The organism is Streptomyces sp. NPDC059895 (assembly GCF_042731035.1).
Taxonomy (GTDB): Bacteria; Actinomycetota; Actinomycetes; order Streptomycetales; family Streptomycetaceae; genus Streptomyces.
Genome location: NZ_JBHWKO010000009.1, coordinates 122827 through 149099 on the forward strand (window position 1 = coordinate 122827; position 26273 = coordinate 149099).

20 protein-coding genes are annotated in these 26273 nt (G+C 75.2%); 12 read left to right on the plus strand and 8 right to left on the minus strand.

Translation table 11 applies throughout. The features are described 5' to 3' along the window. Nucleotides 1–132: 132 nt before the first annotated feature. From rsgA to ACFV9M_RS13645, 4 genes are all read left to right on the plus strand, one after another. Nucleotides 133–1242 (plus strand): ribosome small subunit-dependent GTPase A, encoded by a 1110-nt coding sequence (gene rsgA / locus ACFV9M_RS13630; RefSeq protein WP_385066350.1) that lies wholly within the window; start codon nt 133–135, stop codon nt 1240–1242. Nucleotides 1243–1481: 239 nt separating this feature from the next. Next, entirely contained in the window at nt 1482–2870 is a 1389-nt protein-coding gene (locus ACFV9M_RS13635) for a DNA-3-methyladenine glycosylase 2 family protein (RefSeq protein ID WP_385066347.1), read from the plus strand. Next, nucleotides 2857–3333, plus strand: coding sequence for a methylated-DNA--[protein]-cysteine S-methyltransferase (locus ACFV9M_RS13640; RefSeq protein WP_385066344.1), 477 nt, complete (start codon nt 2857–2859; stop codon nt 3331–3333). The genes ACFV9M_RS13635 and ACFV9M_RS13640 overlap by 14 nt, the downstream gene beginning before the upstream one ends. Before the next feature lie 156 nt (nt 3334–3489). Beyond that, nucleotides 3490–5613 carry a LamG domain-containing protein gene (locus ACFV9M_RS13645; protein ID WP_385066341.1) on the plus strand — a complete coding sequence of 708 codons (2124 nt, stop codon included), beginning with the start codon at nt 3490–3492 and terminating at the stop codon, nt 5611–5613. A gap of 104 nt (nt 5614–5717) precedes the next feature. Here the strand turns inward: ACFV9M_RS13645 and ACFV9M_RS13650 are convergent, their stop codons facing one another. After that, the gene (locus tag ACFV9M_RS13650) at nt 5718–6200 is read right to left on the minus strand and encodes a DUF456 domain-containing protein (protein ID WP_385066338.1); all 483 of its coding nucleotides are present in this window, start codon (nt 6198–6200) and stop codon (nt 5718–5720) included. Nucleotides 6201–6258: 58 nt separating this feature from the next. After that, nucleotides 6259–7260 carry a winged helix-turn-helix transcriptional regulator gene (locus tag ACFV9M_RS13655; RefSeq protein ID WP_385066335.1) on the minus strand — a complete coding sequence of 334 codons (1002 nt, stop codon included), beginning with the start codon at nt 7258–7260 and terminating at the stop codon, nt 6259–6261. Between the two features lie 455 nt (nt 7261–7715). Between ACFV9M_RS13655 and ACFV9M_RS13660 the strand changes: the two genes are divergently transcribed. Together ACFV9M_RS13660 and ACFV9M_RS13665 are read left to right on the plus strand one after the other, a co-directional pair. Next, complete coding sequence (locus ACFV9M_RS13660; RefSeq protein ID WP_385102428.1) at nt 7716–9734, plus strand: protein phosphatase 2C domain-containing protein; 2019 nt, start codon at nt 7716–7718, stop codon at nt 9732–9734. Nucleotides 9735–9825: 91 nt separating this feature from the next. Continuing rightward, nucleotides 9826–11568, plus strand: coding sequence for a pyruvate dehydrogenase (locus tag ACFV9M_RS13665; protein ID WP_385079601.1), 1743 nt, complete (start codon nt 9826–9828; stop codon nt 11566–11568). A gap of 29 nt (nt 11569–11597) precedes the next feature. Here the strand turns inward: ACFV9M_RS13665 and ACFV9M_RS13670 are convergent, their stop codons facing one another. After that, entirely contained in the window at nt 11598–12908 is a 1311-nt protein-coding gene (locus tag ACFV9M_RS13670; RefSeq protein ID WP_385079599.1) for a helix-turn-helix domain-containing protein, read from the minus strand. Nucleotides 12909–13146: 238 nt separating this feature from the next. On the opposite strand from ACFV9M_RS13670, the gene ACFV9M_RS13675 reads away from it, so the two are divergent. Both ACFV9M_RS13675 and ACFV9M_RS13680 read left to right on the plus strand, forming a co-directional pair. Further along, nucleotides 13147–13767, plus strand: a complete 621-nt coding sequence (locus ACFV9M_RS13675) for a hypothetical protein (protein ID WP_385079596.1) — start codon at nt 13147–13149, stop codon at nt 13765–13767. A 1059-nt stretch (nt 13768–14826) separates the two neighbouring features. After that, a complete protein-coding gene (locus ACFV9M_RS13680; protein WP_385079921.1) occupies nt 14827–15312 on the plus strand; it encodes an ATP-binding protein in 486 nt (161 codons plus the stop codon). Between the two features lie 144 nt (nt 15313–15456). Here the strand turns inward: ACFV9M_RS13680 and ACFV9M_RS13685 are convergent, their stop codons facing one another. Beyond that, nucleotides 15457–16521: a DUF2637 domain-containing protein gene (locus ACFV9M_RS13685; RefSeq protein WP_385077824.1), complete on the minus strand. Its 1065-nt coding sequence runs from the start codon at nt 16519–16521 to the stop codon at nt 15457–15459. A gap of 326 nt (nt 16522–16847) precedes the next feature. Then, entirely contained in the window at nt 16848–17705 is an 858-nt protein-coding gene (locus ACFV9M_RS13690) for a (2Fe-2S)-binding protein (protein WP_385077821.1), read from the minus strand. Between the two features lie 159 nt (nt 17706–17864). Between ACFV9M_RS13690 and ACFV9M_RS13695 the strand changes: the two genes are divergently transcribed. Beyond that, the gene (locus ACFV9M_RS13695; RefSeq protein ID WP_385077819.1) at nt 17865–18683 is read left to right on the plus strand and encodes a GntR family transcriptional regulator; all 819 of its coding nucleotides are present in this window, start codon (nt 17865–17867) and stop codon (nt 18681–18683) included. 397 nt (nt 18684–19080) lie between these two features. Here ACFV9M_RS13695 and ACFV9M_RS13700 read toward each other — a convergent pair whose 3' ends face one another. The 3 genes from ACFV9M_RS13700 to ACFV9M_RS13710 form a co-directional block, all read right to left on the minus strand. After that, nucleotides 19081–19854 (minus strand): hypothetical protein, encoded by a 774-nt coding sequence (locus ACFV9M_RS13700; RefSeq protein ID WP_385077816.1) that lies wholly within the window; start codon nt 19852–19854, stop codon nt 19081–19083. A gap of 350 nt (nt 19855–20204) precedes the next feature. Further along, complete coding sequence (locus ACFV9M_RS13705; RefSeq protein WP_385077813.1) at nt 20205–21878, minus strand: PucR family transcriptional regulator; 1674 nt, start codon at nt 21876–21878, stop codon at nt 20205–20207. Beyond that, nucleotides 21788–22012, minus strand: coding sequence for a hypothetical protein (locus ACFV9M_RS13710; protein ID WP_385077811.1), 225 nt, complete (start codon nt 22010–22012; stop codon nt 21788–21790). The genes ACFV9M_RS13705 and ACFV9M_RS13710 overlap by 91 nt, the downstream gene beginning before the upstream one ends. Nucleotides 22013–22352: 340 nt before the next feature. On the opposite strand from ACFV9M_RS13710, the gene ACFV9M_RS13715 reads away from it, so the two are divergent. The 3 genes from ACFV9M_RS13715 to ACFV9M_RS13725 are packed head-to-tail and all read left to right on the plus strand — an operon-like array spanning nt 22353 to nt 26256. Then, nucleotides 22353–23243, plus strand: a complete 891-nt coding sequence (locus ACFV9M_RS13715; RefSeq protein WP_385077809.1) for an FAD binding domain-containing protein — start codon at nt 22353–22355, stop codon at nt 23241–23243. Further along, the gene (locus tag ACFV9M_RS13720; RefSeq protein WP_385077807.1) at nt 23243–23821 is read left to right on the plus strand and encodes a (2Fe-2S)-binding protein; all 579 of its coding nucleotides are present in this window, start codon (nt 23243–23245) and stop codon (nt 23819–23821) included. The genes ACFV9M_RS13715 and ACFV9M_RS13720 overlap by 1 nt, the downstream gene beginning before the upstream one ends. A 2-nt stretch (nt 23822–23823) precedes the next feature. Then, complete coding sequence (locus tag ACFV9M_RS13725; protein ID WP_385077804.1) at nt 23824–26256, plus strand: xanthine dehydrogenase family protein molybdopterin-binding subunit; 2433 nt, start codon at nt 23824–23826, stop codon at nt 26254–26256. Nucleotides 26257–26273: the final 17 nt, after the last annotated feature.

The window sequence follows — 26273 nt, forward strand, 5'->3', positions numbered from 1 at the left end:
CTGTCGCCACGAAGGGTGCTGTCCGCAGCGACCAGACGCTTGTCCACTCCACCTCCGCGGTCTCCGGCTGACCACCTGTCACTTCCGCGCGCTCCCGCGCGCCACCCGGGACCGCCCTGTGAAGGGCCCTCCTTGAACCTCGTCTCCACCTCGCCCTCCCCGCACCTCCCGCACCCGCTCGCCCGCTACGGCTGGGACGGGCACTGGGAGGCCGAGTTCACCGGCCACGCCGAGCGGGGCCTGCTGCCCGGCCGTGTCGTCCGGGTCGACCGCGGGCAGTGCGACGTCGTCACCGCCGACGGTGTCGTACGGGCGGACACCGCGTTCGTCACCCCGCACGACCCCCTGCGGGTCGTCTGCACCGGCGACTGGGTCGCCGTCGACGCCCACGGCACCCCGCGCTACGTACGGGCGTGCCTGCCGCGCCGTACCGCCTTCGTGCGCTCCACCTCCTCCAAGCGGTCCGAGGGGCAGATCCTCGCGGCCAACGCCGACCGCGCCGTCATCGCCCTGTCCCTGGCCGTCGAACTCGACCTCGGCCGGGTCGAGCGGTTCCTCGCCCTCGCCTGGGAGTCCGGCGCCCAGCCGGTCGTCGTCCTCACCAAGGCCGACCTCGTGCCCGACCCGGCCGTACGGGCGTACCTCGTCGAGGACGTCGAGCGCAGCGCGCCCGGCGTGCCCGTCCACACCGTCAGCGCTCTCGCAGGCGAGGGCGTCCGGGAGCTGACGAGCGCCCTCGGCGGGGGCACCGCCGTGCTGCTCGGGGCCTCCGGCGCGGGCAAGTCGACGCTCGCCAACGCGCTCGTCGGCGAGGACGTCATGGACGTCCAGGCCACCCGCGACCTGGACGGCAAGGGCCGGCACACCACCACCACCCGCAACCTGCTGACGCTGCCCGGCGGCGGGGTGCTCATCGACACGCCGGGACTGCGCGGCGTCGGGCTCTGGGACGCCGGGCACGGCGTCGGCCAGGTCTTCTCGGAGATCGACGCACTCGCCCGCGACTGCCGCTTCCACGACTGCGCCCACGAGTACGAGCCCGACTGCGCGGTCGTGGCCGCCGTCGACACCGGCGACCTGTCCCCGCGCCGCCTGGACAGCTACCGCAAGCTCGTCCGCGAGAACCAGTGGATCACCGCCAAGTCCGACGCCCGGGTTCGCGCCGACGTCCGGCAGGACTGGAAGCGCAAGCAGGCCGAGGGCCGGGCGGCCGGACGCGCCAAGCGCGGGCAGTGGCGGTGACGGCACGGCGGCCGGCGGGGGTGGCCCCCGCCGGCCGGCGGGAGCGGTGAGCGGCGGCCGGCGGGAGCGGCGGTCGGCGGTCGGCGGGGGTGGTGAGCGGCGGTCGGCGGTCGGGGGGGGCGCGGGGGGTGGGTCGGGGGGGGTGGGGGGGGGGGGGGTGGGCGGGGGCCGCCCGCCGCCCACCACCACGTCCGAATCCCGCTGGCGGCGCCCTCCCCCGGGGGCGAAGACTGGGACCCGTGAAGGACGAGGAGACCAGGTACGAGGCGGTGCGCAGCCGGGACGCCCGGTTCGACGGCACGTTCTTCTTCGCCGTCGAGACCACCGGCATCTACTGCCGGCCCAGCTGCCCCGCCGTCACACCGAAACGACGCAACGTGCGGTTCTTCGCGACGGCCGCCGCCGCACAGGGCGCGGGGTTCCGGGCCTGCCGGCGGTGCCGCCCGGACGCCACGCCCGGCTCGGCCGACTGGAACGCGCGGGCCGACGTGGTCGGGCGGGCCATGCGACTGATCGGCGACGGGGTCGTCGACCGGGAGGGCGTCGCCGGACTCGCCGTACGCCTCGGCTACAGCGCCCGCCAGGTGCAGCGGCAGCTCACGGCCGAGCTGGGCGCCGGTCCCGTCGCCCTCGCGCGGGCGCAGCGCGCGCACACCGCGCGGGTGCTGCTCCAGACCACCGGCCTGCCGGTCACCGAGATCGCCTTCGCGTCGGGCTTCGCGAGCGTCCGGCAGTTCAACGACACCATCCGGGCCGTGTACGCGCTGACCCCGACCCGGCTGCGGGACGCCGCCCCCCGGCAGGGCCGCACGGCCGACCCGGGCGTGGGGATCCCGCTGCGGCTCGCCCACCGCGGCCCGTACCACGCGGCCGCCGTGTTCGACCTGCTGCGACGGGAGGCCGTCACCGGCGTCGAGGAGGTCGACGGCCCGCCCGGCCGCCGCACCTACCGCCGCACGCTCCGCCTCCCCTACGGCACCGGGATCGCCGCCGTCGAGGAACGGACGGGCTCCGCAACCGCCTCCGCCGTCCACCCCGGCGGCTGGCTCCACGCCCGGCTGCACCTCACCGACCCGCGCGACCTCACCACCGCCGTCCAGCGGCTGCGGCGGCTGTTCGACCTCGACGCCGACCCCTACGCCGTCGACGAGCGGCTCGGCACGGACCCGCGGCTCGCCCCGCTCGTCGCCGCCCGGCCCGGACTGCGCGCGCCCGGCGCCGCCGACCCGGACGAGTACGCGGTGCGGGCGCTGGCGGGCCGGGAAGCGACCGCACACCTGGTGGCCGCCCACGGCAAGGCCCTGGACGCCCCCAGCGGAAGCCTCACCCACCTCTTCCCCGAACCGGCGGCCCTCGCCCAGGTCACCGGCCCCGTGGGCACCCTCGCCACCGCCCTCGCCGACGGCACCGTACGCCTCGACGCGGGCGCGGACCGGGACGACGCCCAGGCGGCGCTGCTCGCGCTGCCCGGCCTGGACGGGCGCACGGTCGCCGACGTCCGGGCCCGGGCCCTCGGCGACCCCGACGTCGCGCCGCCCGGCGCGGACGTCCCCGACGCCTGGCGTCCCTGGCGGACGTACGCCCTCCACCACCTGCGCGCAGCGAAGGAAACCCATGTACTGGACTAGCGTCGACAGCCCGCTCGGCCCCCTGCTCCTGACCGCCGCCCCGGACGGCGCGCTGACCTCGCTGTCCGTGCCCGGCCAGAAGGGCGCACGGCCGGTCCCGGACGGCCGGCGGCACGACCGCGGGCCCTTCCGCGCGGCCGAGGAACAGCTCGCCGCCTACTTCGCCGCCGAACTCAAGGAGTTCCACCTGGAGCTCCGGGCCGAGGGCACCGCCTTCCGGGAGCGGGTGTGGGCCGCCCTCGACACCGTCCCCTACGGCGCCACCGCCACGTACGGCGAGATCGCCGCCCTGATCGGCGCCTCCCGCCCCGCCGTACGGGCCGTAGGGGGCGCCATCGGAGCCAACCCCCTGCTGATCGTGCGCCCCTGCCACCGCGTCATCGGCGCCGACGGCTCCCTCACCGGCTACGCGGGCGGCCTGGAGCGCAAGGTGCGGCTGCTGGGGCTGGAAGGGGCGTGGTGAGGGTGTGTCAGGGCACTGCGGGTGCGGTCCGGGTTCCGGTCGGATCCTCTCGGTTTCGCACATCAGTACATAGAAAATAGATCCGGTTCTGTCGGTGCCCCCTGTTAGCCTCCAGCCACCCGAACGGCACAGCTTTTCCACGAGGGAGGGGTGGGCGTGAGACGTCCGAAGAGCAGGGAGAACCGCCGAAGACACGGTCGGCTCGCCGTGGTGGGACTGCTGGCGGCAGGCGCCCTGGGCGTGCCGGGTGTCGCCCTCGCGGCCGAGAACCTTCCGCCGCACCAGCCGCTGGTACAGGACCTGATGACCGACTCCCAGGCGTGCACGGCGGGGTCCGGCAAGGCGTACGTCCCCGAGCCGCCGACCGTCAGCGCCGTGCTGTACGACCCGGAGGAGGACGAACAGCCCGCCGAGGGCAACAACGTCAAGGGCGAGTTCGAGGCCTGGTGGACCGGCCCGGACGGGGTCGAGCAGCGCCGTTCGTACACCACCTCTGAGCGTCCCTCCGGGTACCGGCAGCAGTGGCGGTTGCCCGACGACGTACCCGCCGGCACCACGGTGTCCTGGCACGTCCGCGCCGACGACGGCACCGCGACGTCCGCCTGGAGCTCCGAAGGCGCCGGTTTCGCCTGCGAGTTCGAGCAGGACACCGAGAACCCCGCCGCGCCGACCGTCAGCTCCGCGGAGTACCCCGACGACGGCGCGTGGCACGACGGCGTCGGTGTCTACGGCACCTTCACCGTGGACTCGCCGTCGCCCGACGTGACGTCCTACGTCTACGGCTTCCTCGGCGGCCCCGAGGAGGTGACCGTCCGGCCCGCCGAGCCCGGTGGCGCCGCCGCGATCCGCCACCTGCCGCTCACGTCCGGGCCGCACTACTTCAGCGTGCGCGCCGTCGACCGCGCCGGACGCAGCAGCACCACCGTCACCCACCTCTTCAGGGCCACGTCGGGCCGTGCCCCGGTGGCCCGCTGGACCCTCGCCGACGCGCAGGGCGCGACGACGGCCGCCGCCGAGACCGGCCCGGCGGCCTCGGCCGGATCCGGAGTGACCTTCGGATCGACGGCACCATGGGGGACGGAGCTGGCGACGACGGCCGAGCTGGACGGCGGGGGGCAAGCCTTCCTCACCCCCGACGCGCAGGTGATCGACACCCGGGGCACGTTCGCGGTGGGCGCCTGGGTGCGCCCGGCCCGGACCGACCGCGCCATGACCGTGGCCGGCCAGGATGCGGGCGGCACCACCGCCTTCGACCTCGGCCTGCGCCACCAGGACGACAGGCCCGTGTGGTCCCTCACCGTCGGCGGGGCCCAGGTGACCGGCGGAGCACCGGAGACCGGCGAATGGGCCCATCTGCTGGCCATGTACGACGCCGAGACCGGCCAAGCTCTGCTGTACGTCAACGGTGAAGCCGTGGGCACGCCCGTCCAGGTCACTCCGTCCGAGTCCACCGGGCCGTTCCAGATCGGGCGGAGCCGGCACGGCGACGGCTACCGGCAGCACTGGCAGGGCGCCGTCGGCGACGTCCGCGTCTACGACCGGGTCGTGGTCCCGGAGGAGATCACCGACCTGGCCTACCGCAAGCCCACGCTGCTCGGGCGCTGGTCCCTGGAGACCGCGTCGGACGGCCTGAGCCCCGAGGCTAACGGGGGCGCTCCGCTGCGGCTCGGCACCGGAGCCTCGATCCACCGGGGGCCGGACCTCGACTGCGACCTCGACCCGGGCTGCTACGTCCCCCACGCCCTTGTCGGCGACGGTCACCTGCAACTCGACGGTGAGACCGGGTACGCGGCCACCGACGGGCCCGTCGTGGACACCTCCGACAGCTTCACCATCAGTGTCGTCGTCCGTCTCGCCGACGCCGAGCCGTCGGGTCCGATGACGGTGCTCTCACAGCCCGGCCGGCACACCGACGCCTTCAAGGTGCGCTATGTACCGGCGCTGCACGCCTGGCAGCTGGTCGTGCCGCACGAAGACGCGGCCGGGGCCCCGGAGAGCGTGGTGTCCCAGGTCGTGACCCTCTACGGCAGTCAGGGGCCAGGGCAGCGGCTGACCGTGGTGTACGACGATGCGACCGACCGCATCAAGCTCTACGTCGACGGCTCCACGAGCGCCGGCGCCACCGCCGGCCTTCCCGTCGGCCGGCCCGGCTCGGGTGCCCTTCAGGTCGGCCGGGCCATGTCCGGCGACGGGTGGGGCGAGTACCTGCGCGGCGACGTCGACGAGATCCGGGCCTATCAGGGCGCTCCGAGAGACGGCGGCGTCCTCCAGCTGGGCTGAGGCGTCGGCCGGTCCCCGCCCCTGCCGAGCAGACCGCAGGGGGGTTGCCCCGGATCCCCCGCGTGCTGGCCGCACGCGGGGACCCGCGCCCCTACGGCCGTGCCTCACCCCCACAGCACCGCGCCCAGCCACGCCCCCATGACCAGCAGGCAGGTGAAGAGTTCCGCGAGGACGCTGGAGCCGCCCGCGCGCATCGCCGTGCGCAGCGACGCGCGGGCCGCGTCGGACCGGCCGAGGCGCAGGCGCTCGGCGAGGTAGCCACCGCCCAGGAACCCCGGGATCGCGCCGAACACGGGCAGCAGGAAGAAGCCGAGGAACGCCCCCGCACCCGCGTACACCGCCATCCGCCGGGTGGCGCCGCCCACCCGCAGCCGGCGGGGCGGCAGGGCCCAGCGCACCACCTGGGACAGGAACAGGGCGACCGTCGCACCCACCAGCACCGCCCAGGCGACCGGCTGCGGGTCCTTCAGCGCCCACCACAGGACCGCGGCCCACACCAGCCACGACCCGGGAACACCGGGCACCATCACTCCGCACAGGCCGAGCAGGATGACCAGGCCGACCAGCAGGAGTTCCCACACGCCCATCTGCCCAGCCTGCCGGAGACCGGGCGAAGGCGCAGGTCAAGGCGGGCGCCCGGGGGCTCTAGTGGTCCCGGGTCACCCATCCGCGCTCGTACGCGTGCCAGCCCAGCTGGAGCCGGGTCGTCACGCCCGTCAGCTCCATCAGCCGCTTCACCCGGCGCTGTACGGTCCTCAGGCCCAGGCCGAGCTGTTTGGCGACGCTCGCGTCGGTCAGGCCGGCCAGCAGCAGGGACAGGATCTCCAGATCGGCGGCGTCGGGGCCGTCGGGGCCGTCGGGGCCGTCGGGGTCCCGCTCGGCGACGCCTCCCGCGCCGAGCCGCAGCGGCAGTGCCTCCCGCCACACCGACTCGAACAGCCCCGACAGCAGCTCCAGCAGCCCGCTGGCGTGCACCACCAGCGCGGCGGGCTCCGCCGAGCGGCCGGTGAGCGGCACCAGGGCGAGCGAACGGTCCGCCACGACGAGCTTCGTCGGCACCCGGTCCACGACCCGCACCTCCTCGTCCCGGCCGAGCGCGGCCGCCAGCTCCGTCACGCCGTCCGGCTGGTCGAGGACCGCCCGTTCCAGCACCACGCGGTAGCGCACCCCGCGGGCCGCGGCCCGCTCCTCCGCGTCGTTCTCCACGCCGGTCACGGCCACGGGCGTCCCGGTGACCAGCGCGCACACCTCGTCGCTCGCGCCCAGCTGGATCTGCAGGAAGCGCTGCGCGACCGCCGCCGCGCCCGTCACCACCTCGACCAGATCGTGCACGGACGGCTCGGCCTCCGCCGCCCGGTACTCCTCCGCCAGCAGCGCCGCCGCCAGCTCCGCCTGCTCCAGCTCGTGCCGCCGCTGGGTGAGCAGCGCGGCCAGGGCCACACCGGGCGGCGCGGCGACCCAGCGGCCGGCCCGACCCGACGACTGCGCGACCAGCCCGTGCCCCTCCAGCCGGCGCAGCGCGCGCTCGGTGTCGTGCTCGCCCAGGGCCAGCCGGCGCGCGAGGTCCGGTACGTCGGCGGCGCCCACGGACACCAGCGCCCGGTACGCCGACTCGTGCATCCCGTCGAGCCCGATCGCTCCCAGCATCCGCCCTCGTCCTCCCCGACCGCCCGTCGTCCGTGGCGGGAAGCCGCCACGGCGTGATCCCGCCGCCGCACATCATCGCCCTACCCGGGGTCGCTCTGCCAACGTGTGGCACGGTGGCCACCGGTGATCATCCGCTGCCGCCGGGGTGAGCATCCGTCACAGCGGATCTCGATTCGGGGCGTACACATGTGACCGTCGGCCGCATCGGCACGGCGTCGGCGGGCACCCGGAACGTGACGCGGGCTCATGACGCGCAGGGGCGCCCAGGGGATCTGAGCCCGGGTCACCCGAGGTCGCCGGGCGGTCCTCCCGTGGGGGGTGGGACCGCCCGGCGGCCTCCCCACCCACCCCGTCGCACCCCCGTTCGGGAGGTCGCCCGTCGGGGCTCCCGCAGGCCGGTCGCATTTTCCCGATGCCCCGTTCCCCCGGGGCCCGTGCGGTGGACAATCGGGGACATGAGCCAGCAGGGGGGTAGGCCCACCGGTCACGAGGACGACTGGTGGGGGCAGTTGTACGACGACTCCGCCGAGGACCACGGGCCGGCGGCGGCCGGCGACTCGCTCGACGACCGCTTCGCGTCGGCGGCGGGGACGGTGCGCCCCGCGGAGCCGGCGCTGGACGGAACCGACGCGGATACGGCGGCCGACCGGACGCGCGAGCGCGCGCGCGAGGACGAGGGCGAGGACGCGTCCGGGGCGGCGGCGGTGCCGGGAACCCGCTCCGCGCCGGCCGCCGAGCGTCCGGACCAGGAACAGCAGGGCGAGCGCGCCGGGCAGGCGGACTGGTGGGCGCGGGGAGAGGCACCGCCGCCCGCCGCCGCTCCGCCCCGGCCGGCCGCCCCTCCGACGCCGACAGCGGCGGTCCCGCCGCCGCGCACCGGCCCCGCCGCCGGTCCGGCCTCCGGCCCGCGCAGGCCGAGCGCCGGGCCGGGTGCCGCTCCCGCCGCCGGGCCGGGTGCCGGCCCCGCCGCCGGTCCGGACACCAGTCCCGTCACCGAGCCGCCCCCCGCTCCCGCCCAGCCCCCCGTCGATCCGCCCCCGCCAGGACGCCGACACGCCCCCTGGGAGCCCCCGTCGGCCGCGCCGCCCGGTCCCACCACCTTCCCGCCCGGTCCGTTGCCCCCGGGCTTCGACCAGCGATCGGCCCGGCGCCCCGCCCCCCCCGCCCCCTTCGGCTGCACCCCCCGGGAGCCGGTGGCGGAGCCCGCCCCCGCCTCCGAGTCCGCCCCCGAGCCCGTATCCGCCCCCGAGCCGGAGCCCAAGCCGATGCCGGAGACCGCGTCCACCCCCTCCCCTCCCCAGCCGGCACCCTCCGCACCCCCCGCACCCCCCGGCACCCACCCCCCACGCCCTCCCGCCCCCGTACAGCCCTACGCGCCCCCCGCGCTCCCGCACGACCCCACCGCCTCCGCCACCGGCACGGCGGCCTCCTTCCCCCCGGCCGTCACCGCGCCGCGATCCGCGCCCCGGCACGCCGAGCGGCCCACCGTGCAGCCCTACGTCGGATCCGGGCCGCCCACGTACGACGCCGAGCCGACCGCGCTGCCGCCCGCCGATCCGGACGCGCTCGACGACGTGGTCGCCGACACCGTGCTGGACGGTGCCCGGTACGGGGCCTGCACGCTGCGGGCCGCGTCCGTGCGGGGCGACTCGGCGCGCTACCGGGGCGAGCCGCGCCGCGACGCGCTCCTCACTGCGCGTTTCGGCACCGGCGAGCAGGCGCTGCTGCTGGTCGCGATGGCGACCGGCGCCCGGGCCACGCCGGGGGCGCACCGGGCGGCCGCCGAGGTGTGCCGGTGGATCGGGCGGGCCGTGGGCCGCAGTCATGTCCGGCTCGCGGAGGACATAAGGGCCGGCCGGCGCGGCGATCTGAAGTCGGGCCTGCACCGCCTCACGGACCGCAGCCTCGGCCGGCTCCGCGCCGGCGCCGCCGAACAGGGCCTGGAGCCGCAGGAGTACGCGGCCACCCTGCGGTGCCTGCTGCTGCCCGCCGACCCGGCGTGCCGTACGCGGGTCTTCTTCGGGGTCGGACCCGGCGGGCTGTTCCGGCTGCGGGACGGCGCGTGGCAGGACATCGAACCGCGGGTCGGCGAGGTCGCCGGCGAACCGGTCGTCGGTTTCGGCTCCCCGCCGGCCGAGACCCCCGAGGGCGACCGCCTCACCATGGACCTGGGCATCCCGACCCCGCCGAACCCGTACGGGCCGGCCTCCGGGCCGGCCTCCGGGCCGGCCTCGGGGCCGGCCCGTGAACCGTTCCGCTTCCGGGCCTCCGTGGCCCGCCCGGGTGACACGCTCCTGCTGTGCACCGGCGGCCTCGCCGACCCGCTGCGCGGTGAGCCCGCGCTCCTCGGCCACCTGGCGCAACGGTGGTCCGAGGCCGCCCCGCCCGGCCTGGCCGCGTTCCTCGCCGACACCCAGGTGCGGGTCAAGGGGTACGCCGACGACCGTACGGCCGCCGCGGTCTGGGAGGCATGACGGCTGGGAGGCATGACGGCGTCCGCTGTGGATTCATGGAACCCGGAGGGTCCGAGGGGATCTACGGATACCGAAGGGGCACGAGAGCACCATGGCCAAACAGAACGTCGCCGAGCAGTTCGTCGACATCCTCGTCCGCGCCGGGGTCACCCGCCTGTACGGCGTCGTGGGGGACAGCCTGAACCCGGTGGTGGACGCCGTCCGCCGCCACGCGGGCATCGACTGGGTCCACGTCCGCCACGAGGAGACCGCCGCCTTCGCCGCGGGAGCCGAGGCCCAGATCACCGGGAAGCTCACCGCCTGCGCGGGTTCCTGCGGGCCGGGCAACCTGCACCTCGTCAACGGCCTGTACGACGCGCACCGCTCCATGGCACCCGTGCTCGCCCTGGCCTCCCACATCCCCTCCAGCGAGATCGGCCTCGGTTACTTCCAGGAGACCCACCCCGACCGCCTCTTCCAGGAGTGCAGCCACTACAGCGAACTCATCTCCAGCCCGAAGCAGATGCCGAGACTGCTGCACACCGCCATCCAGAACGCGGTCGGCCGCAGCGGCGTCAGCGTGGTCTCGCTCCCCGGCGACATCGCCTCGGAGCCCGCTCCCGAGCGGACCGCCGCGACCGCCCTCGTCACCAGCAGGCCCACCGTCCGCCCCGGCGACGAGGAGATCGACCGGCTGGTCAGGATGATCGACGCGGCCGACAAGGTCACCCTGTTCTGCGGCAGCGGCACGGCCGGCGCGCACGCCGAGGTGATGGAGTTCGCCGAGAAGATCAAGTCCCCGGTGGGACACGCCCTGCGCGGCAAGGAGTGGATCCAGTACGACAACCCGTACGACGTGGGCATGAGCGGCCTCCTCGGCTACGGCGCCGCCTACGAGGCCACCCACGAGTGCGATCTGCTGATCCTGCTCGGCACCGACTTCCCGTACAACGCCTTCCTGCCCGACGACGTGCAGATCGCCCAGGTCGACGTACGGCCCGAGCACCTCGGCCGGCGCTCCAGGCTGGACCTGGCCGTCTGGGGCGACGTGCGCGAGACCCTGCGCTGTCTCGTCCCGCGCGTGCGGGAGAAGAGGAACCGGCGCTTCCTCGACAAGATGCTGAAGAAACACGCCGAGGCGCTGGAGGGCGTCGTCAAGGCCTACACCCGGAGGGTGGACAAGCACGTCCCGATCCACCCCGAGTACGTCGCCTCCGTCCTCGACGAACTCGCCGACGACGACGCGGTCTTCACGGTCGACACCGGCATGTGCAACGTCTGGGCGGCCCGCTACATCTCGCCCAACGGGCGCCGCCGCGTGATCGGTTCCTTCTCCCACGGCTCGATGGCGAACGCGCTGCCCATGGCGATCGGAGCCCAGTTCACCGACCGGAAGCGGCAGGTCGTGTCGATGTCCGGCGACGGCGGTTTCACCATGCTGATGGGGGACTTCCTCACCCTCGTCCAGTACGACCTGCCGGTGAAGGTCGTCCTCTTCAACAACTCCTCGCTCAGCATGGTCGAACTGGAGATGCTGGTCGCCGGGCTGCCCTCGTACGGCACCACCAACAAGAACCCCGACTTCGCCGCCGTCGCCCGCGCCTGCGGCGCCCACGGGGTGCGCGTCGAGAAGCCCAAGGAGCTCGCCGGCGCGCTGAAGGACGCCTTCAAGCACAAGGGCCCGGCCCTGGTCGACGTCGTCACCGATCCCAACGCGCTGTCCATCCCGCCCAGGATCAGCGCCGAGATGGTGACCGGGTTCGCGCTGTCCGCGTCGAAGATCGTGCTGGACGGCGGAGTCGGCCGGATGCTCCAGATGGCCCGCTCCAACCTCCGCAACGTCCCGCGCCCGTAGGGCGGAGGCGCAGCCCCGGTGGGCCGGCCCTACCCGTAGGGCACCCAGCGGCGGGCGGAGGTGTCGTACGTGTGGCGCGGCAGGCCCTCGATGGAGCGGGTGCGGAACGGGCGGCCGCGGTCGTCGACGCGGACCGTACCGGCGCGGCCCTGGGAGGACCAGTCGAGCTCCAGGTACCAGGAGCAGTCGCAGCCCCGCGCCGACGCGGTCACCAGCAGCACCTCGGGATCCTCGGCGGACACCCGGTACGGCAGCCGGACCGCCGGGACCGGTGTGCCGGAGTCGTTGCCGGGGACCGCGCGGGCGACGGGCCGGTCCCGGTCCAGGTCGACGGCGAAGTGGCGGGGGCTGACCGCGCCGCCGCAGCCCTGGTCCATGGCGTAGGCGTTTCCCGGCGCGGGCTCGGTGCGGCCGACGACGCGGACCCGCAGCGCGGTCAGGACCACGGCCGCGGAGCTGCGGCCCTGCACCGAGATCTCCACGGTGGTCTCCCGTCCGTGCACGGCCCCCTGTGCCGCGGCCCAGGCCCCGGCGTCCTGGGGCGCCGGGGGCGGCGGGACCCGCGCGGGCGGCTCGGCGAGGACGTAGTCGTGACCGCAGCCGAGCGCCCAGGCGTGGGAGTCGGCGGTCCAGGCGAGGGGCACGGCCGTGGTCACCGACTCCCACGCCTGGGCGCTCGGGGACGGCCCGCCGGTGCCGGGCGTGGACGGGGACGTGACGGAGCGGGACGGGGAGCCCGACGACGTGGAGGCCGTGGAGGCCGTGGAGGACGTGGAGGATGTGGGGGAGGTGGGGGAGGGGCGGTGCGGGGCCGCCGGGGCGGTCGTCCGCGAAGGGCCGGCGGCGGACGGCCCGGACCCGGCCTCGGTGGCGGGCGGGTGGTCGGCGGGCAGCGCGGACAGCGCGCCGAGCGTGGCGACGAGGGCGCAGGCCAGGCCGCCGAGCAGCACCGGGACGCGACGGCGGTGCCGGGCGGGGGCCGGCGCGACGGCGGTGTCCCCGGGGCGCGGCGCGACGGGCACGTCGGCTTCCGCCCCGGCCGTCTCCGTCGGGCGCGGGGAGTTTGCCGTCCGGGGCCGCTGCCGCGCCGCCACCGCCAGCAGCCAGCGCCGGTGCAGCTCGAGCCGCTCCGGCGGTGACGCCCCGCAGAACTCCGCCAGCCGCTCCACGGGCGCGAAGTCCTGGGGTACGGCCTCCCCGGCGCAGTAGCGGTGCACGGTGGAGGTGTTCATGCCGAGCCGGCGTGCCAGGGAGCCGTAGCTCCGCCCCGTCCGCACCTTGAGTTCCGTCAGCAGGGCCGCGAACTCCGCGACTTCGTCCCCACGGTCACCGGTCGACACTGTTCTCCCGCGCTCACCCAGACCCGTCCCGGCCCGGGACGGCATCCCAGGCACTCATGTACCTGCACGTCAGAGGGCCTGGGACGGTTCCATGCCGGGCGGCCGGGCTCCGGAGCTTGCCGCCGGCCGCCGCGACCGCCGATGCTCGGGGTGTCGCCGCCGAGCAGGCCCGGACCGACCATCCGCGCCACCGGCGCCACGCCCTCCCACCCACACCCGATCCGCACGGGGGACACCCATGTCCAAGCGCATCCGCACAGGCGCCCTCACCGCCCTCGCCGCCGCGGGCCTCGCCCTCGGCACCGTCCTCGCCGTACCGGCCGGCGCCGCGCCGCCGACGCCCGGCTTCCTCGCGGCCGGGGACCTGCCGCCGCACCCGTCGTCGTCCTGGACGGCCGGCAGGGTCACCCGCGGCGTACCCGCAGCGGTGGAGGCGGACCGCTGCCTGGGCCGGGCGCTGCCGGGCCACGCCGCCGCCTGGCACCGCGGGTTCCGCACCGACTTCGACACGGGCGCCCGTCAGATCACCGTCGTACTGAAGGACACCCGCGCGGCGAAGAGCCTGGTCTCGCGCCTGAACAAGGACATCGCCTCCTGCCCGGCGCGGATCGAGCGGGCCGACCCGGAGACCGACGCCGCCCGCCGGGACTACGGCACGCTGGACGTGGAGGAGGGCGCCCGCGTGCACGGGCTGCACACCGAGACCTCCTGGGGAGCCTCCGACATCCGGCTCCTCTCCGTCGGCCGGGACGGCCGGACCGTGACGGTCGTGGACTGGGGGCAGATGGGCGACTTCGGCGACGCGCCGGTGAAGGCCTTCAAGAAGACGACCACCCGCGCCGTCGACAAGCTCCACTGACGGCCGTCGGAAGGCGAACGGCCGTCGGAAGGCGAACGGTGGTCGGAAGGCGAACGGCCGTCGGAAGGGGAACGGCGGTCGGAAGGCGAAATGGCCGTCGGGAGGGGAACGGCCGCCGGAAGGCGAACGGCCGCCGAAGGAGGGGACGGTCACCGGAAGAGGGCGGCCGCCGACGAGGACAGGGCCGCCGCCCTCCCGCCACGGGGGTCGGGAGGGCGGCGGCCCGCACGCGCGACGCCGACGGGTGTGCCCGTTCGGGCACCGCCGGATTCCGGCCAACTTCGCGAGCCGGGTCAGGGCGGCGGCGAGGAGGAGGGATTCGCCGGACCCGGAGCGCGGGCCGGGCCCGCCGGGCCCGGCCCGCCGGCGCCCGCGGAGTCCCTGGCCGGGGTCTCGCGCCCCACCCCTTCCCGGCCTACGGCCGGATCGGCAGACACGTGTCCGCCGGGCGGCCCACTCCGGGCGGTCGGTACGCGCCGGGCCGCCTAGGCGCGACGACGCGCGGGACGGCCACGGACGGCGGCCGTCCCTGACGGGCGGCGCCGGTGCACGTCCCGCCCGGGCCCGCCCGGGCCGTCGTACGGCGGCTCCGTCGCGCGGGCCGGGGCCGCCGCCTGTACACGGCGGCGGGACGGCCGTCTCCACCCGGCGCCCCTCCCATCCCCCGCGCCACCGCCCACCCGGCCGCGGCCACCGCGTCGACCAGGCTCTTCCCGCGCCAATCCGTGCACGAGGAGCGGGTGGGCCCGCCCGGAGACGTGGGCCGGGCCCGGAGGCCTGGTGGCCCCGGGGCCGACCCCCGCGCCCGTCCTCCCGGGGGGACGGCACCGGCGGCACCCGGGCCCGGCGGCGGACGCGGCGAACGCCGCGCAGACGGCGCACGCACCGCCGCGCCCCGCGCCGCCGGTCCCGGCCGTGATCCGGGCGGGGGCCCGGGGCCGTGGCCGAACACCTGGGCGTCGACGATCCGGCATGACTGGCCCCGGGCCCACGGGGCAAGCATCCCCGTGAACGTGTTCGAGCAGGGGGGAACCGACAATCGGCACGCGGGCGGGGGTCATGAAGAGGCAGGCACGAGGCAGCGGTGCGACCGTGATCGCGGACACCTCGGCGGAGCAGACGGCGGAGGACGGGGCCGACGGCGCCGAGGGGCACGCGCGGGCGCCCCAGTTGCGGCGCAGACTGGGGCGGGCGGACCTGAGAGCCGTCCCCGAGACACGGCGGGCGCTGCGCGAGATGCTGCGGCACTGGGGCCGGCCGGGACGCACGGACATAGCGGAACTGCTCACCAGCGAGCTCGTCACCAACGCGCTCGTCCACACCGATCACGACGCGGTCCTCACGGCGACCGTGGGACCGGCCGGCCTGCGGGTCGAGGTACGGGACTTCGTCTCCCGCCCCCCGCAGCCGCGCCCGGCGGAAACCCACGGCGGTACGCACGGCCGGGGCCTGCTCCTGGTGCAGTCCCTCGCGGACGCCTGGGGCGTCCGGGCCCACGGGGTCGGTAAGGCGGTGTGGTTCGAGCTGGAGGCGGGAGCGGCCTGAGACGACGGGACCGGGGCGACGGGACCGAGGCGACGGGACCGAGGCAACGGGACCGGGGCAACGGGACCGGGGCGACGGGACCGAGGGAACGGGAAGGGGGCGCGGCCCGTATGGCCGCGCCCCCTTCCCGTTACCGCTCACCGGTCAGCCGAACTGCTGCTCCAGGTCCTTGAGCTTGCGCTCCAGGGAGTCCAGTCGCGGCAGGGCCATGGTGTCGTCCTCCGCGGTGAGGTCGACGGTGAGTGCGTCGGAGCCGTGGCGGACGGGCTGGAGGGAGGGGCGCGGCCGGCCCGGCAACTGCTCGGTCGAGTTGGCTATGGCAGGCTCCGCGGGAACGCGCTCGGAGGTGGCCCGCTCCAGGGTCGCCTGGGCCTCCAGCTGGCGGGTGCCACCGCCACCGCCACCACGGCCGGGCCAGCGGCCGTGGCCGCGGCTGATCGCCTTCAGCTGGGCCCGCTCGACACGCTGCTGCTCGCGACGGCGCAGCTTGGTCTCCTCCTTGCGGGCCTTGTCGTCGCGGACCTCCTCGACGGCCTCGTCCAGGCTGCGCACGCCCTCCAGGAGCATCAGCGACCACGCCTTGTAGGTCTCACGGGGAGCCCGCACCCAGCGCACCACGCGGATCTGCGGCAGCGGACGGGGCACCAGGCCCTGCTCGCGCAGCGCGGCGCGGCGGGTCTGCTTCAGCGCGCGGTCGAAGAGCACCGCGGCGGACAGGGACATGCCCGCGAAGAACTGCGGAGCGCCGTCGTGACCGAGGCCGCGGGGCGCGTGGACCCAGTTGAACCAGGCGGCGGCACCCGCGAACGTCCACACCAGTATCCGGGAGCCGAGCGCCGCGTCACCATGGCTGGCCTCGCGCACCGCGAGGACGGAGCAGAACATGGCCGCACCGTCGAGGCCGAAGGGGACCAGGTACTCCCAGCCGCCGGAAAGGCTCAGGTTTTCGCGGCCGAAGCCGACGAGTCCTCGGTAGGAGAGCGCGGCCGCCACGGCGGCGCAGCAGAACAGCAGAACGTAGGAGGCGATTCCGTAGACGGCTTCCTTGCGCCTGCGCCGCTCCTCGCTGCGCTCCCACGAGTCGTCCGCGCTGGTGTCCTTCCCCGAGGAGTTCTTGCCGCGCCGGAGCACCGCCACCGCCGCCAGCATGCCCAGGAGCAGTACGGCGCCCGGAAGCAGCCAGTTCAGCGATATGTCGGTCAATCTCATCTGGGGTCCCTTGCATTGGGATAGGGCGTAACGCCCGCCATAGTGGACCAATCCCGCCAGCCCTCAGGGGGTTTCGGGGCAAGAGGCCGCCAAGGAGGTGCAAGGGGATGCCCAGGGCGACGTTCTGCTCGAACTGCCGCGTGAGGGGCGGGAGTTGAGTTCTAATAAGACTACCCGCACGGGTGGTTCCGCGAAAAGTTCCTGTGCCGGGTGAGGAGATTGTGAAGTACCTGTGACCGGGCGGGAGTCTCGTTCGGGTGATCTTACGGGACCCCGGTGGGCGGGTCGTCCCGGGGGGTGCTCCCGGGCGGCGCCCTGAGGGGTGCTCAACTCGTGGCGGTGGCCGTGAGCTTGGAGACGCGGTCCGCGTCGCAGGTGCGCGGGCAGGTGGCGCAGGTGTCCGCGGGGCGCACCGTGTAGAACATGCAGCAGCTCGCCCGGTCGCGGGTGGGCAGCGCCTGTCCGTCCGGTCCGGTCAGCTCGCGGAAGGCCGCCGAGCCGACGTACGGCCGGGTCGCGCCCGGCAGCAGCAGTTCGAGCTCGAACCGCGCCCGCTCCTGCTCGCCCTCGCCGAGCAGGTGGGCTATGTACCAGAGCCCCTCCACGACCTCGTCCGTGATCATGCCCCACAGGGCGCGGCCGCGCCGCCGCGCGCGCGGAGCGAAGCCGGCCAGGACCGGCTCGTGGTGTTCGGCGACCGCCGCCCGCACCTCCGCCCGCAGCGCCTCCTCGTCGGCGACCACCCGGGCGCCGGGCAGCGCAGCCGCCGGGTCGCCCGGCAGGCAGGCGAACGAGGCGGGCGCGCGGACGGCCATCCGCATGCCCTCGCCGGTGCGGTCGTACGACACGTGGGTCACGGGGAAGCGGGGCACGCGGCGGTGCAGGAACCACGGGACGGTGACGAGCAGGCAGGCGGGCCAGGCGTACCGGTGCAGTCCGAAGCTCGCGACGACGTCCGGGCGGGCCTTCTGCCCGTAGTCGCGCAGCACCTGGGCGTCGTCCCAGGCCAGGAAGGACTCCAGGGCCGGTCCGCCCTCGGCGAGTTCGGCGGCCGCTACCCAGCCGCCGCCGCGGGGCGCCGGTTTCCCGTCCTCCAGCTCCGTGACGGTGAAGCCCGGGAAGACCTCGGTGAGGCGCATGTAGGCGTCCGTCACGGCCGAAGCGGCCGAAGGGCGTACGGGCATGCCGGAACCACCGATCCATGAGTACTGAGAGGTAAGCCTAACCTTACTCAGTATGGGGCGGATTTGAACTGGCGGCCAGTACGCCTAAGGTGCTTGACGGGCGAGTAACAACCCGCCGTAATGACCCCAAGTACCGACACGTCCCTCAGGAGGACCCCCGTGGAGCGGAGCGCGCAGGGCTTTGCCGGGACGGGGATCCCCGAAGGGCGCGGCGGATCCGCCGGCGTGCCGGGCGTCCCGTGCGCGGCGGAGCGTGAACGGGGCGTGGCGGGCCCCGTCGGGAACGCGTCCCCGCCCGGGGCGGTGCGCGGTGAGCACACCCACGGCGAGGTGCCCCTCCCGCCGCCGCGCCCCGTCGTCCAGCGCGCCTCCGTGCGCGGCCAGATCCTCGACGCCCTGCGCACCGCGCTCGTCGCCGGCGACCTCACCCCGGGCGAGGTGTACTCGGCACCGGTCCTCGGCGAACGCTTCGGGGTATCCGCGACCCCGGTCCGCGAGGCCATGCAGCAACTCGCCCTGGAGGGCGCCGTCGAGGTGGTGCCCAACCGGGGCTTCCGGGTGGTCGTGCGCGGCGCCCGCGAACTGGCCGAACTGGCCGAGGTGCGCGCGCTGATCGAGGTCCCCGTGATGCTGCGGCTCGCCCGCACGGTCCCCGCCGCCCGCTGGGCGGACCTGCGCCCGCTCGCCGAGGACACCGTCCGCGCCGCGGCCTCCGGCTGCCGCGCCACCTACGCCGAGGCCGACCGCGCCTTCCACCGCGCCGTCCTGGCCCTGTCCGGCAACGAACAGCTCGTCGGCATCGCCGAGGACCTGCACCGCCGCTCCCAGTGGCCGCTGGTCGGCGGCCCGGCCTCCCGGGGCCGCGCGGACCTCGTCGCCGACGCGGCGGAACACACGGCCCTGCTGGAGGCGCTGACCGCGGGCGACCTGGACGTGGTGCGGGCCCTGGTACGGGAGCACTTCGCGGGCGCGGGCTGACCGCGCCGGTGGCAGCCCCCTCAGGCCCCCGGCGCGGTCGGCGCCGCCGGGCCTCTGGCGCGCGTTCGCGCTTCTTCGGACGGCCGCCTCTGGCGCGCGTTCGCGCTTCTTCGGACGGCCGCCTCTGGCGCGCGTTCGCGCTTCTTCGGACGGCCGCCGCTCCGGAGTGCTCGACAGCCGCGCGGACGGTGCTCCAGGAGACGCGCGGCTGCCCGCACGTGCCGCGCCCCGGGCGACGGGGACCCGCGGCAGCGGGCCGGGGCGGGCCGGGGCGGGCCGGCGGCGTGGGCGTCCGGGCGCCCGAGGGCGGCCCGGCACGCGCGTGCCGAGGCCGGCCCGGGTGTGAGAGCGGCGGCCCGGTGCGTGTGCCGGGCCGCCCGGACGTGCGTCAGGTCCGCTATGCCGTCGCCGCCGGTGGGATCAACTCCCGTGCCAGCCAGGTGGGTACGCCGCCGAGCAGACGGAACAGCCGGCGGGCCTCCTCCCTCAGCCGGGACGCCTCCGGCTCGGTCTCCGCGTCCGCCAGGGAGGCCAGGGCCGGTGCCGTGCCCACCAGGTAGCCCAGCTCCTCCCGGATCCGCAGGGACTCGGCGAAGCCGTGCCGCGCCTCGGACAGTTCGCCGTCGCGCAGGGCGAGGCCCGCGAGGTGGCGCCAGGTGAAGGAGAGCAGCAGGGCGTCGGAGTGGGCCGCGGCGGCCGTGTGGGCGCGCCGGTAGGCGGCGCGGGCGGCCTGCGGGGAGCGGGCGATGTTCTCGGCGAGCAGGCCGCGCCGGAAGTCCAGCAGCGCCCGGCCCGGCGCCTCCGGAGGGATCAGCGCCGCCGCCCGCCCGAGCGCGGCCCGCGCCTCGTCGACCCGGTCGCGCACCCCGTGCACGGTCGCCGCGTACGCCAGGTGCCCGCGTTCGCAGGCGGCGGCGCCCCGCTCCTCGTCGGAGTGCGCCAGCGCCTCGGCCGTCCGCAGGGCGTCCTCCGCGTCCTGCCAGCCCTGCTCGGTGTACAGGCACCGCTCCACGAGCAGCCCGGCCCGCTGGATGGCGCCCGCCGCGGTGCCCGGTGGGAGCAGGGCCGCGGCGTCGGCCCAGCAGCCCCGCGAGCGCAACCGCCATACCGCGGTCTGGAGGGGATCGTCACCAGCGGTCGTTCCGTTACCAGACATGGCGGCATACGCCACGTTGCCCTCCCCAAGGTCCGGTCCTTCGGCTCAGCCCGGGGTCACGGGACGCGGCGCGCGTTCCCCGGGAGGGGGCGGCCTCGGCGCTGTCGCCGGCCGCCGGTGCTCCGCACCGACGCCCGCCTCCGCCCCGAGGCCGCACGCACCAAGCCCCGCTCACCGGCGTCACCAGGCACCGTCCCTCCTCGTCGGCCTGATCCGGAGGGCAGGCCCAAGCGCGCCGTCGAGCTGTGAGTGGTGGCCGCATCTCAGCACGACTGGCCCGGCCGGGCCAAGGGGGCGGGTGAAGGATTTCACAAAGTCGTGGGACTCCCGGGCCGCACAGGTTTCGGCCCGCGACCGCCGATCCGTCAGCTCATCCGCAGCGCCAGGAAGAAGTCCAGCTTGTCCTCGAGCCGCGACAGGTCACGGCTCGTCAACTGCTCGATCCGGCCGACCCGGTAGCGCAGCGTGTTGACGTGCAGGTGGAGCCGGGAGGCGCACCGCGTCCAGGAGCCGTCGCAGTCCAGGAACGCCTCCAGCGTCGGGATCAGCTCCGCGCGGTGGCGGCGGTCGTAGTCGCGCAGCGGGTCCAGCAGGCGGGCGGTGAAGGCCCGGCGGACGTCGTCGGGGACGAACGGCAGCAGCAGCACATGGGAGGCGAGCTCCTGGTGGCCCGCCGCGCACACCCGGCCGGGGCGGGCCGCCGCCACCCGGCGGGCGTGCCGCGCCTCCTCCAGGGCGCCGCGCAGTCCCTCCGCCGAGTGCACCGCCGCGCTGACGCCCAGCGTGACCCGGCCGTCGTCGTCCAGGCCCGCCGACAGCGGCTCCCGGACGGCGGCGAGGAGGGCGTCGGCGAGGACGCCCGGCTCCGGGCCGTCGTGCCCGGTGGAGACCGCCGGGAGCGGGACGAGGGCGACGGCCTCGTCCCCGATGTGGGCGACGGCGATGCGGTCGGAGGGCTCGGGGCCGGTGGCGCGCGGGTCGATCAGGATCTCCTCCAGCAGCGCCTGGGCGACCGGACCGCCCTCGATCTCCCCGCCCTCCCACTCGGCGCTCGCCACCACCACCTGCCAGTGCGGGGCGGCCCCGAGACCCGGCAGCAGCACCGGCGCCGCCACCCGCAGCCGCGCCGCGATCTCGGCCGGGGCCGCGCCCGTCTGGACCAGTTCCAGCACCTCCTGCGCGAGCCGCCTGCGCACGGTGCGCGCCGCGTCCCGCCGGTCCCGCTCGACGGCGATCAGCTGGGTGACGCCCTGGAGCAGGTCGAGGCGCTCCTCCGCCCAGTCCCCCGCGTCCGCCTCGACGGCCAGCAGCCACTCCGACAGCACCGTCTCGCGCGCGTCCCGCGGGACGCGCGCCGTCCGGCCGCCGGAGCGGACGGGGAAGAGGGAGTACGTCGTCCGGCCCATGACCACCCGGTGCGGGCCGCGGCGGCCGGTGCGGGCGGCCGCCAGGTGCTCCGCGGCGAGTTGCGCGCACACCTCGGGCGCCGGGCCGGGGCCGGACACCTTGGGGCCCGCGATGAGCCGCCCGGTGGGGGAGAGAACCCAGGCGCGCAGGTCCAGGTCGGAGCCGAGCAGGTCCAGGACCACGTCGGGGCCGCCGCCCGCCGGGCCCGAGGTCATCATCCGCCGGTGCCGGTCGACGACGGCCGCGAGGTCCCCGGCGCGCTCGCCGGACACCTGCCGGACGACGTGCTCGGTGATCGTCGCGAACGCCACCGACTCGTGCACCGCGAACAGCGGCAGCCGGTGCCGGGCGCAGGCGGTGACCAGATCGTCCGGCACCCTGCCGAGCTCGGCCTCGCCGGCGGCGAGCGCGGTCACCCCGGCCTGCGCCAGGATCCGCACGAAAGGCTCCGAGTCCGCCGCGTCCCGCCGCCAGGCCAGGCCCGTCAGCACCAGCTCACCCCCGGAGAGGTAGCGGCTCGGGTCCCGCAGGTCGGTGGTCATCACACCCCGTACGGTGCGGTCCAGCTCGTCCTCGCCGCCGAGCAGCCGCAGGCCCAGCGCATCGGTGTCCAGCAGTGCGCGCAGCCGCATTCTCGTCGCCGCCGTTCCTTGTCTCGAAAATCCACGAAATCTACGAAGTCCACGAAGTCCACGAAGTCCACGAAGTCCACGAAGTCCACGAAGTCCACGAAGTCCACGAAGTCCACGAAGTCCACGAAGTCCACCAAAAACCACGATGAAGCGTGAGGGGCCGACCGGGGTCGTCGGGTCGAGGAGGTCCGCCGACGGGTTCCGGGCCCTCCTCAGCCGCATTCTGTGCTTGCCGGGCTGTTTCCCACGTTTCCACAGGAAAACCGGGAGGTTACTGATGGCCTCCGTTCATACGAATCTACAAGATGCCCGCCTCGACCAGCGAACTCCTTCATGGTTTCCGTGACTGACCCCGTCGGAGTACGCGGCGGTGTACTGACTCCACAGCGCGTGAACAGGACATGAGCGAGCCGGGTCCGCCGCACCCGATGCTGGCTCGATCCGAACACCACGAGACCAGGAAGAGAGCCGGTCATGGACTTCCTTCGCCCCGCCAGCTGGGAGGAGGCGCTCGCCGCGAAGGCCGAGCACCCCACCGCTGTGCCGATCGCGGGCGGCACCGATGTGATGGTCGAGATCAACTTCGATCACCGGCGGCCCGAGTACCTCCTCGACCTGGGCCGTGTCGGAGACCTCCAGGAGTGGGAGGTCGGCGAGGACAGCGTGCGGCTCGGCGCCTCCGTCCCCTACACCAGGATCATGGAGAACCTGCGGGCGGAGCTGCCCGGCCTGGCCCTCGCGTCCCACACCGTGGCCTCCCCGCAGATCCGCAACCGCGGCGGCGTCGGCGGCAACCTCGGCACCGCCTCCCCGGCCGGGGACGCCCACCCCGCGCTGCTCGCGGCCGGCGCCGAGGTCGAGGCCGAATCGGTGCGCGGCAGCCGCCGCATCCCCATCGACGACTTCTACACCGGCGTGAAGCGCAACGCGCTGGCGCCCGACGAACTGATCCGCGCCATCCACGTCAAGAAGGCCGACGGACCCCAGCAGTTCTCCAAGGTCGGCACCCGCAACGCCATGGTCATCGCGGTCTGCGCCTTCGGCCTCGCCCTGCACCCGCGGACCCGCACGGTCCGCACCGGCATCGGCTCCGCCGCCCCCACCCCGGTCCGGGCGACGACGGCCGAGGACTTCCTGAACGCCGCGCTCGACGAGGGCGGCTTCTGGGACAACGGAAAGATCATCACCCCGTCGGTCGCCAAACGGTTCGCGGACCTGTGCGCCGCCGCCTGCAACCCGATCGACGACGTCCGGGGCACGGCGCGCTACCGCCGGCACGCGGTCGGCGTCCTGGCCCGCCGCACCCTGACCTGGACCTGGGAGTCGTACCGCGGCACCCGCCGCGCCGTCGAAGGAGCCGTGTGATGCGCGTCCACTTCACCGTCAACGGACGACCGCAGGAGGCGGACGACGTGTGGGAGGGCGAGAGCCTCCTGTACGTGCTGCGGGAGCGCCTGGGCCTGCCCGGCTCCAAGAACGCCTGCGAGCAGGGCGAGTGCGGCTCGTGCACGGTCCGCCTCGACGGCGTGCCGGTGTGCGCGTGCCTGGTCGCCGCCGGGCAGGCGGAGGGCCGTGACGTCGTCACCGTGGAGGGCCTGGCGGAGTACGCCGCACAGCGCTCCCGCCCCACCGGCGCCCGCGGCGGCACCTCCCTCGACGAGGCCCGGCGCTGGGACGCCAAGGGGGACACCGGCGCGCGGACCGGCGAGGGCACCGCACTCTCCCCGGTCCAGCAGGCCTTCATCGACGCCGGCGCCGTCCAGTGCGGCTTCTGCACGCCCGGTCTGCTGGTCGCCGCCGACGAGATGCTGGAGCGCACCCCCGACCCGTCCGACGCGGACATCCGCGAGGCGCTGTCGGGCAACCTGTGCCGCTGCACCGGCTACGAGAAGATCATGGACGCGGTCCGCCTGGCGGCCGCCCGGCAGGGAGAGGCGGTCTGACGATGTCTCCCGACGGCGCCCCCATCGGCGCCCCCACCAAGGTCACCCAGGGTTCGCAGACCCGCGGCGGCATCGGCGAGTCCACCCTCCGCCCGGACGGCATCCTCAAGGTCACCGGCGAGTTCGCGTACTCCTCCGACCTGTGGCACGAGGACATGCTCTGGGGCCAGATCCTGCGCTCCACGGTCGCCCACGCCGAGATCGTCTCCCTCGACACCGCCGAGGCCCTCGCCACCCCGGGCGTGTACGCCGTCCTGACGTACGACGACCTGCCGGCCGACGTGAAGCACTACGGCCTGGAGTTCCGGGACACCCCCGTCCTCGCCCACGGCAAGGTCCGCCACCACGGCGAACCGGTCGCCCTCGTCGCCGCCGACCACCCGGAGACGGCCCGCCGCGCCGCCGCGAAGATCAAGGTCGAGTACCGGGAGCTGCCCGTCGTCACCGACGAGGCCTCCGCGACCGCGCCGGACGCGATCCTGGTCCACGGGAACCGCACCGACCTCCCCCAGTCTCAACCTGGTTCGACCGGGGGGACCCCCATCATCGGCCACGTCCCGCACCCGAACATCGTCCACCGCCAGCCGATCGTCCGCGGCGACGCCGACGCGGCCGCCCGGCGGGCCGACGTGATCGTCCGGGGCGAGTACACCTTCGGCATGCAGGACCAGGCCTTCCTCGGCCCCGAGTCCGGTCTCGCCGTGCCCGAGGAGGACGGCGGCGTCCACCTCTACATCGCCACCCAGTGGCTCCACTCCGACCTGCGCCAGATCGCCCCCGTCCTCGGCCTGCCCGAGGAGAAGGTGCGGATGACGCTGGCCGGCGTCGGCGGCGCGTTCGGCGGCCGCGAGGACCTGTCGATGCAGATCCACGCCTGCCTGCTGGCACTGCGCACCGGCAAACCCGTCAAGATCGTCTACAACCGTTTCGAGTCCTTCTTCGGCCACGTCCACCGCCACCCCGCCAAGCTGACCTACGAGCACGGCGCCACCCGCGACGGCAAGCTCACCCACGTCAAGTGCCGGATCGTCCTGGACGGCGGCGCGTACGCCTCCGCCAGCCCCGCCGTCGTCGGCAACGCCTCCTCCCTCGGCATCGGCCCCTACGCCGTCGACGACGTCGACATCGAGGCCCTCGCCCTCTACACCAACAACCCGCCCTGCGGCGCCATGCGCGGCTTCGGCGCGGTCCAGGCGTGTTTCGCCTACGAGGCGCAGATGGACAAGGTGGCGAAGGAACTGGGGATGGACCCGGTGGAGTTCCGGCAGCTCAACGCGATGGAGCAGGGCACGGTCATGCCGACCGGCCAGCCCGTCGACTCCCCGGCCCCGGTCGCCGAGCTGCTGCGCCGCGTCAAGGCGATGCCGATGCCGCCGGAGCGCCAGTGGGAGAGCAGCGAGGGCGCCGACGTACGGCAGCTGCCCGGCGGTCTGTCCAACACCACGCACGGCGAGGGCGTCGTCCGCGGAGTGGGCTACGCGGTCGGCATCAAGAACGTCGGCTTCTCCGAGGGCTTCGACGACTACTCCACCGCCCGGGTCCGCCTGGAGGCCGTGGCGGGCGAGCCCGTCGCCACCGTGCACACGGCCATGGCGGAGGTCGGCCAGGGCGGTGTCACCGTCCACGCGCAGATCGCCCGCACCGAGCTGGGCGTCGACCAGGTGACCATCCACCCGGCGGACACCCGCGTGGGCAGCGCCGGCTCGACCTCGGCCTCGCGTCAGACGTACGTCACCGGCGGGGCCGTGCGGAACGCCTGCGAGCTCGTCCGCGAGCGGGTGCTGGAGATCGGGCGCCGGAAACTCGGCTCCTGCCACCCGGCCTGGGCCACCGCCGAACTGCTGCTGGAGGGCGGCAAGGTCGTCACCGACGGCGGCGAGGTCCTGGCCGACCTGGCCGACGTGCTCGGCGACGAGGCCGTGGAGGTCGAGGAGGAGTGGCGGCACCGGCCGACCGAGCCCTTCGACCCGCGCACCGGCCAGGGCAACGGACACGTCCAGTACTCCTTCGCCGCCCACCGGGCCGTCGTCGAGGTCGACACCGAGCTAGGCATGGTGAAGGTCGTCGAGCTGGCCTGCGCCCAGGACGTCGGCAAGGCGCTCAACCCGCTGTCCGTCGTCGGCCAGATCCAGGGCGGCACCATCCAGGGCCTGGGCATCGCGGTGATGGAGGAGATCGTCGTCGACCCGAAGACCGCGAAGGTGCGCAACCCCTCCTTCACGGACTACCTCATCCCCACCATCCTCGACACGCCGACCATCCCCGTCGACGTCCTCGAACTCGCCGACGACCACGCCCCGTACGGGCTGCGCGGCATCGGCGAGGCCCCCACCCTGTCGTCGACCCCGGCGGTCCTCGCGGCGATCCGCGACGCGACGGGCCTGGAGCTGAACAGGACGCCGGTCCGGCCGGAACACCTCACCGGGACCGCGTGACGGCCGCGGCGGCTGCC

What these genes read in the sequence shown, in the direction of transcription:
- ACFV9M_RS13680 (WP_385079921.1), top strand. Translation starts at nt 14,827, where the DNA reads ATGAAGAGGCAGGCACGAGGCAGCGGTGCGACCGTGATCGCGGACACC.
- ACFV9M_RS13715 (WP_385077809.1), top strand. Translation starts at nt 22,353, where the DNA reads ATGGACTTCCTTCGCCCCGCCAGCTGGGAGGAGGCGCTCGCCGCGAAG.
- ACFV9M_RS13705 (WP_385077813.1), bottom strand. Translation starts at nt 21,878, where the DNA reads ATGCGGCTGCGCGCACTGCTGGACACCGATGCGCTGGGCCTGCGGCTG.
- ACFV9M_RS13660 (WP_385102428.1), top strand. Translation starts at nt 7,716, where the DNA reads ATGAGCCAGCAGGGGGGTAGGCCCACCGGTCACGAGGACGACTGGTGG.
- ACFV9M_RS13650 (WP_385066338.1), bottom strand. Translation starts at nt 6,200, where the DNA reads ATGGGCGTGTGGGAACTCCTGCTGGTCGGCCTGGTCATCCTGCTCGGC.
- ACFV9M_RS13690 (WP_385077821.1), bottom strand. Translation starts at nt 17,705, where the DNA reads ATGCCCGTACGCCCTTCGGCCGCTTCGGCCGTGACGGACGCCTACATG.
- ACFV9M_RS13640 (WP_385066344.1), top strand. Translation starts at nt 2,857, where the DNA reads ATGTACTGGACTAGCGTCGACAGCCCGCTCGGCCCCCTGCTCCTGACC.
- ACFV9M_RS13675 (WP_385079596.1), top strand. Translation starts at nt 13,147, where the DNA reads ATGTCCAAGCGCATCCGCACAGGCGCCCTCACCGCCCTCGCCGCCGCG.
- ACFV9M_RS13725 (WP_385077804.1), top strand. Translation starts at nt 23,824, where the DNA reads ATGTCTCCCGACGGCGCCCCCATCGGCGCCCCCACCAAGGTCACCCAG.
- ACFV9M_RS13685 (WP_385077824.1), bottom strand. Translation starts at nt 16,521, where the DNA reads ATGAGATTGACCGACATATCGCTGAACTGGCTGCTTCCGGGCGCCGTA.
- ACFV9M_RS13655 (WP_385066335.1), bottom strand. Translation starts at nt 7,260, where the DNA reads ATGCTGGGAGCGATCGGGCTCGACGGGATGCACGAGTCGGCGTACCGG.
- ACFV9M_RS13665 (WP_385079601.1), top strand. Translation starts at nt 9,826, where the DNA reads ATGGCCAAACAGAACGTCGCCGAGCAGTTCGTCGACATCCTCGTCCGC.
- ACFV9M_RS13720 (WP_385077807.1), top strand. Translation starts at nt 23,243, where the DNA reads ATGCGCGTCCACTTCACCGTCAACGGACGACCGCAGGAGGCGGACGAC.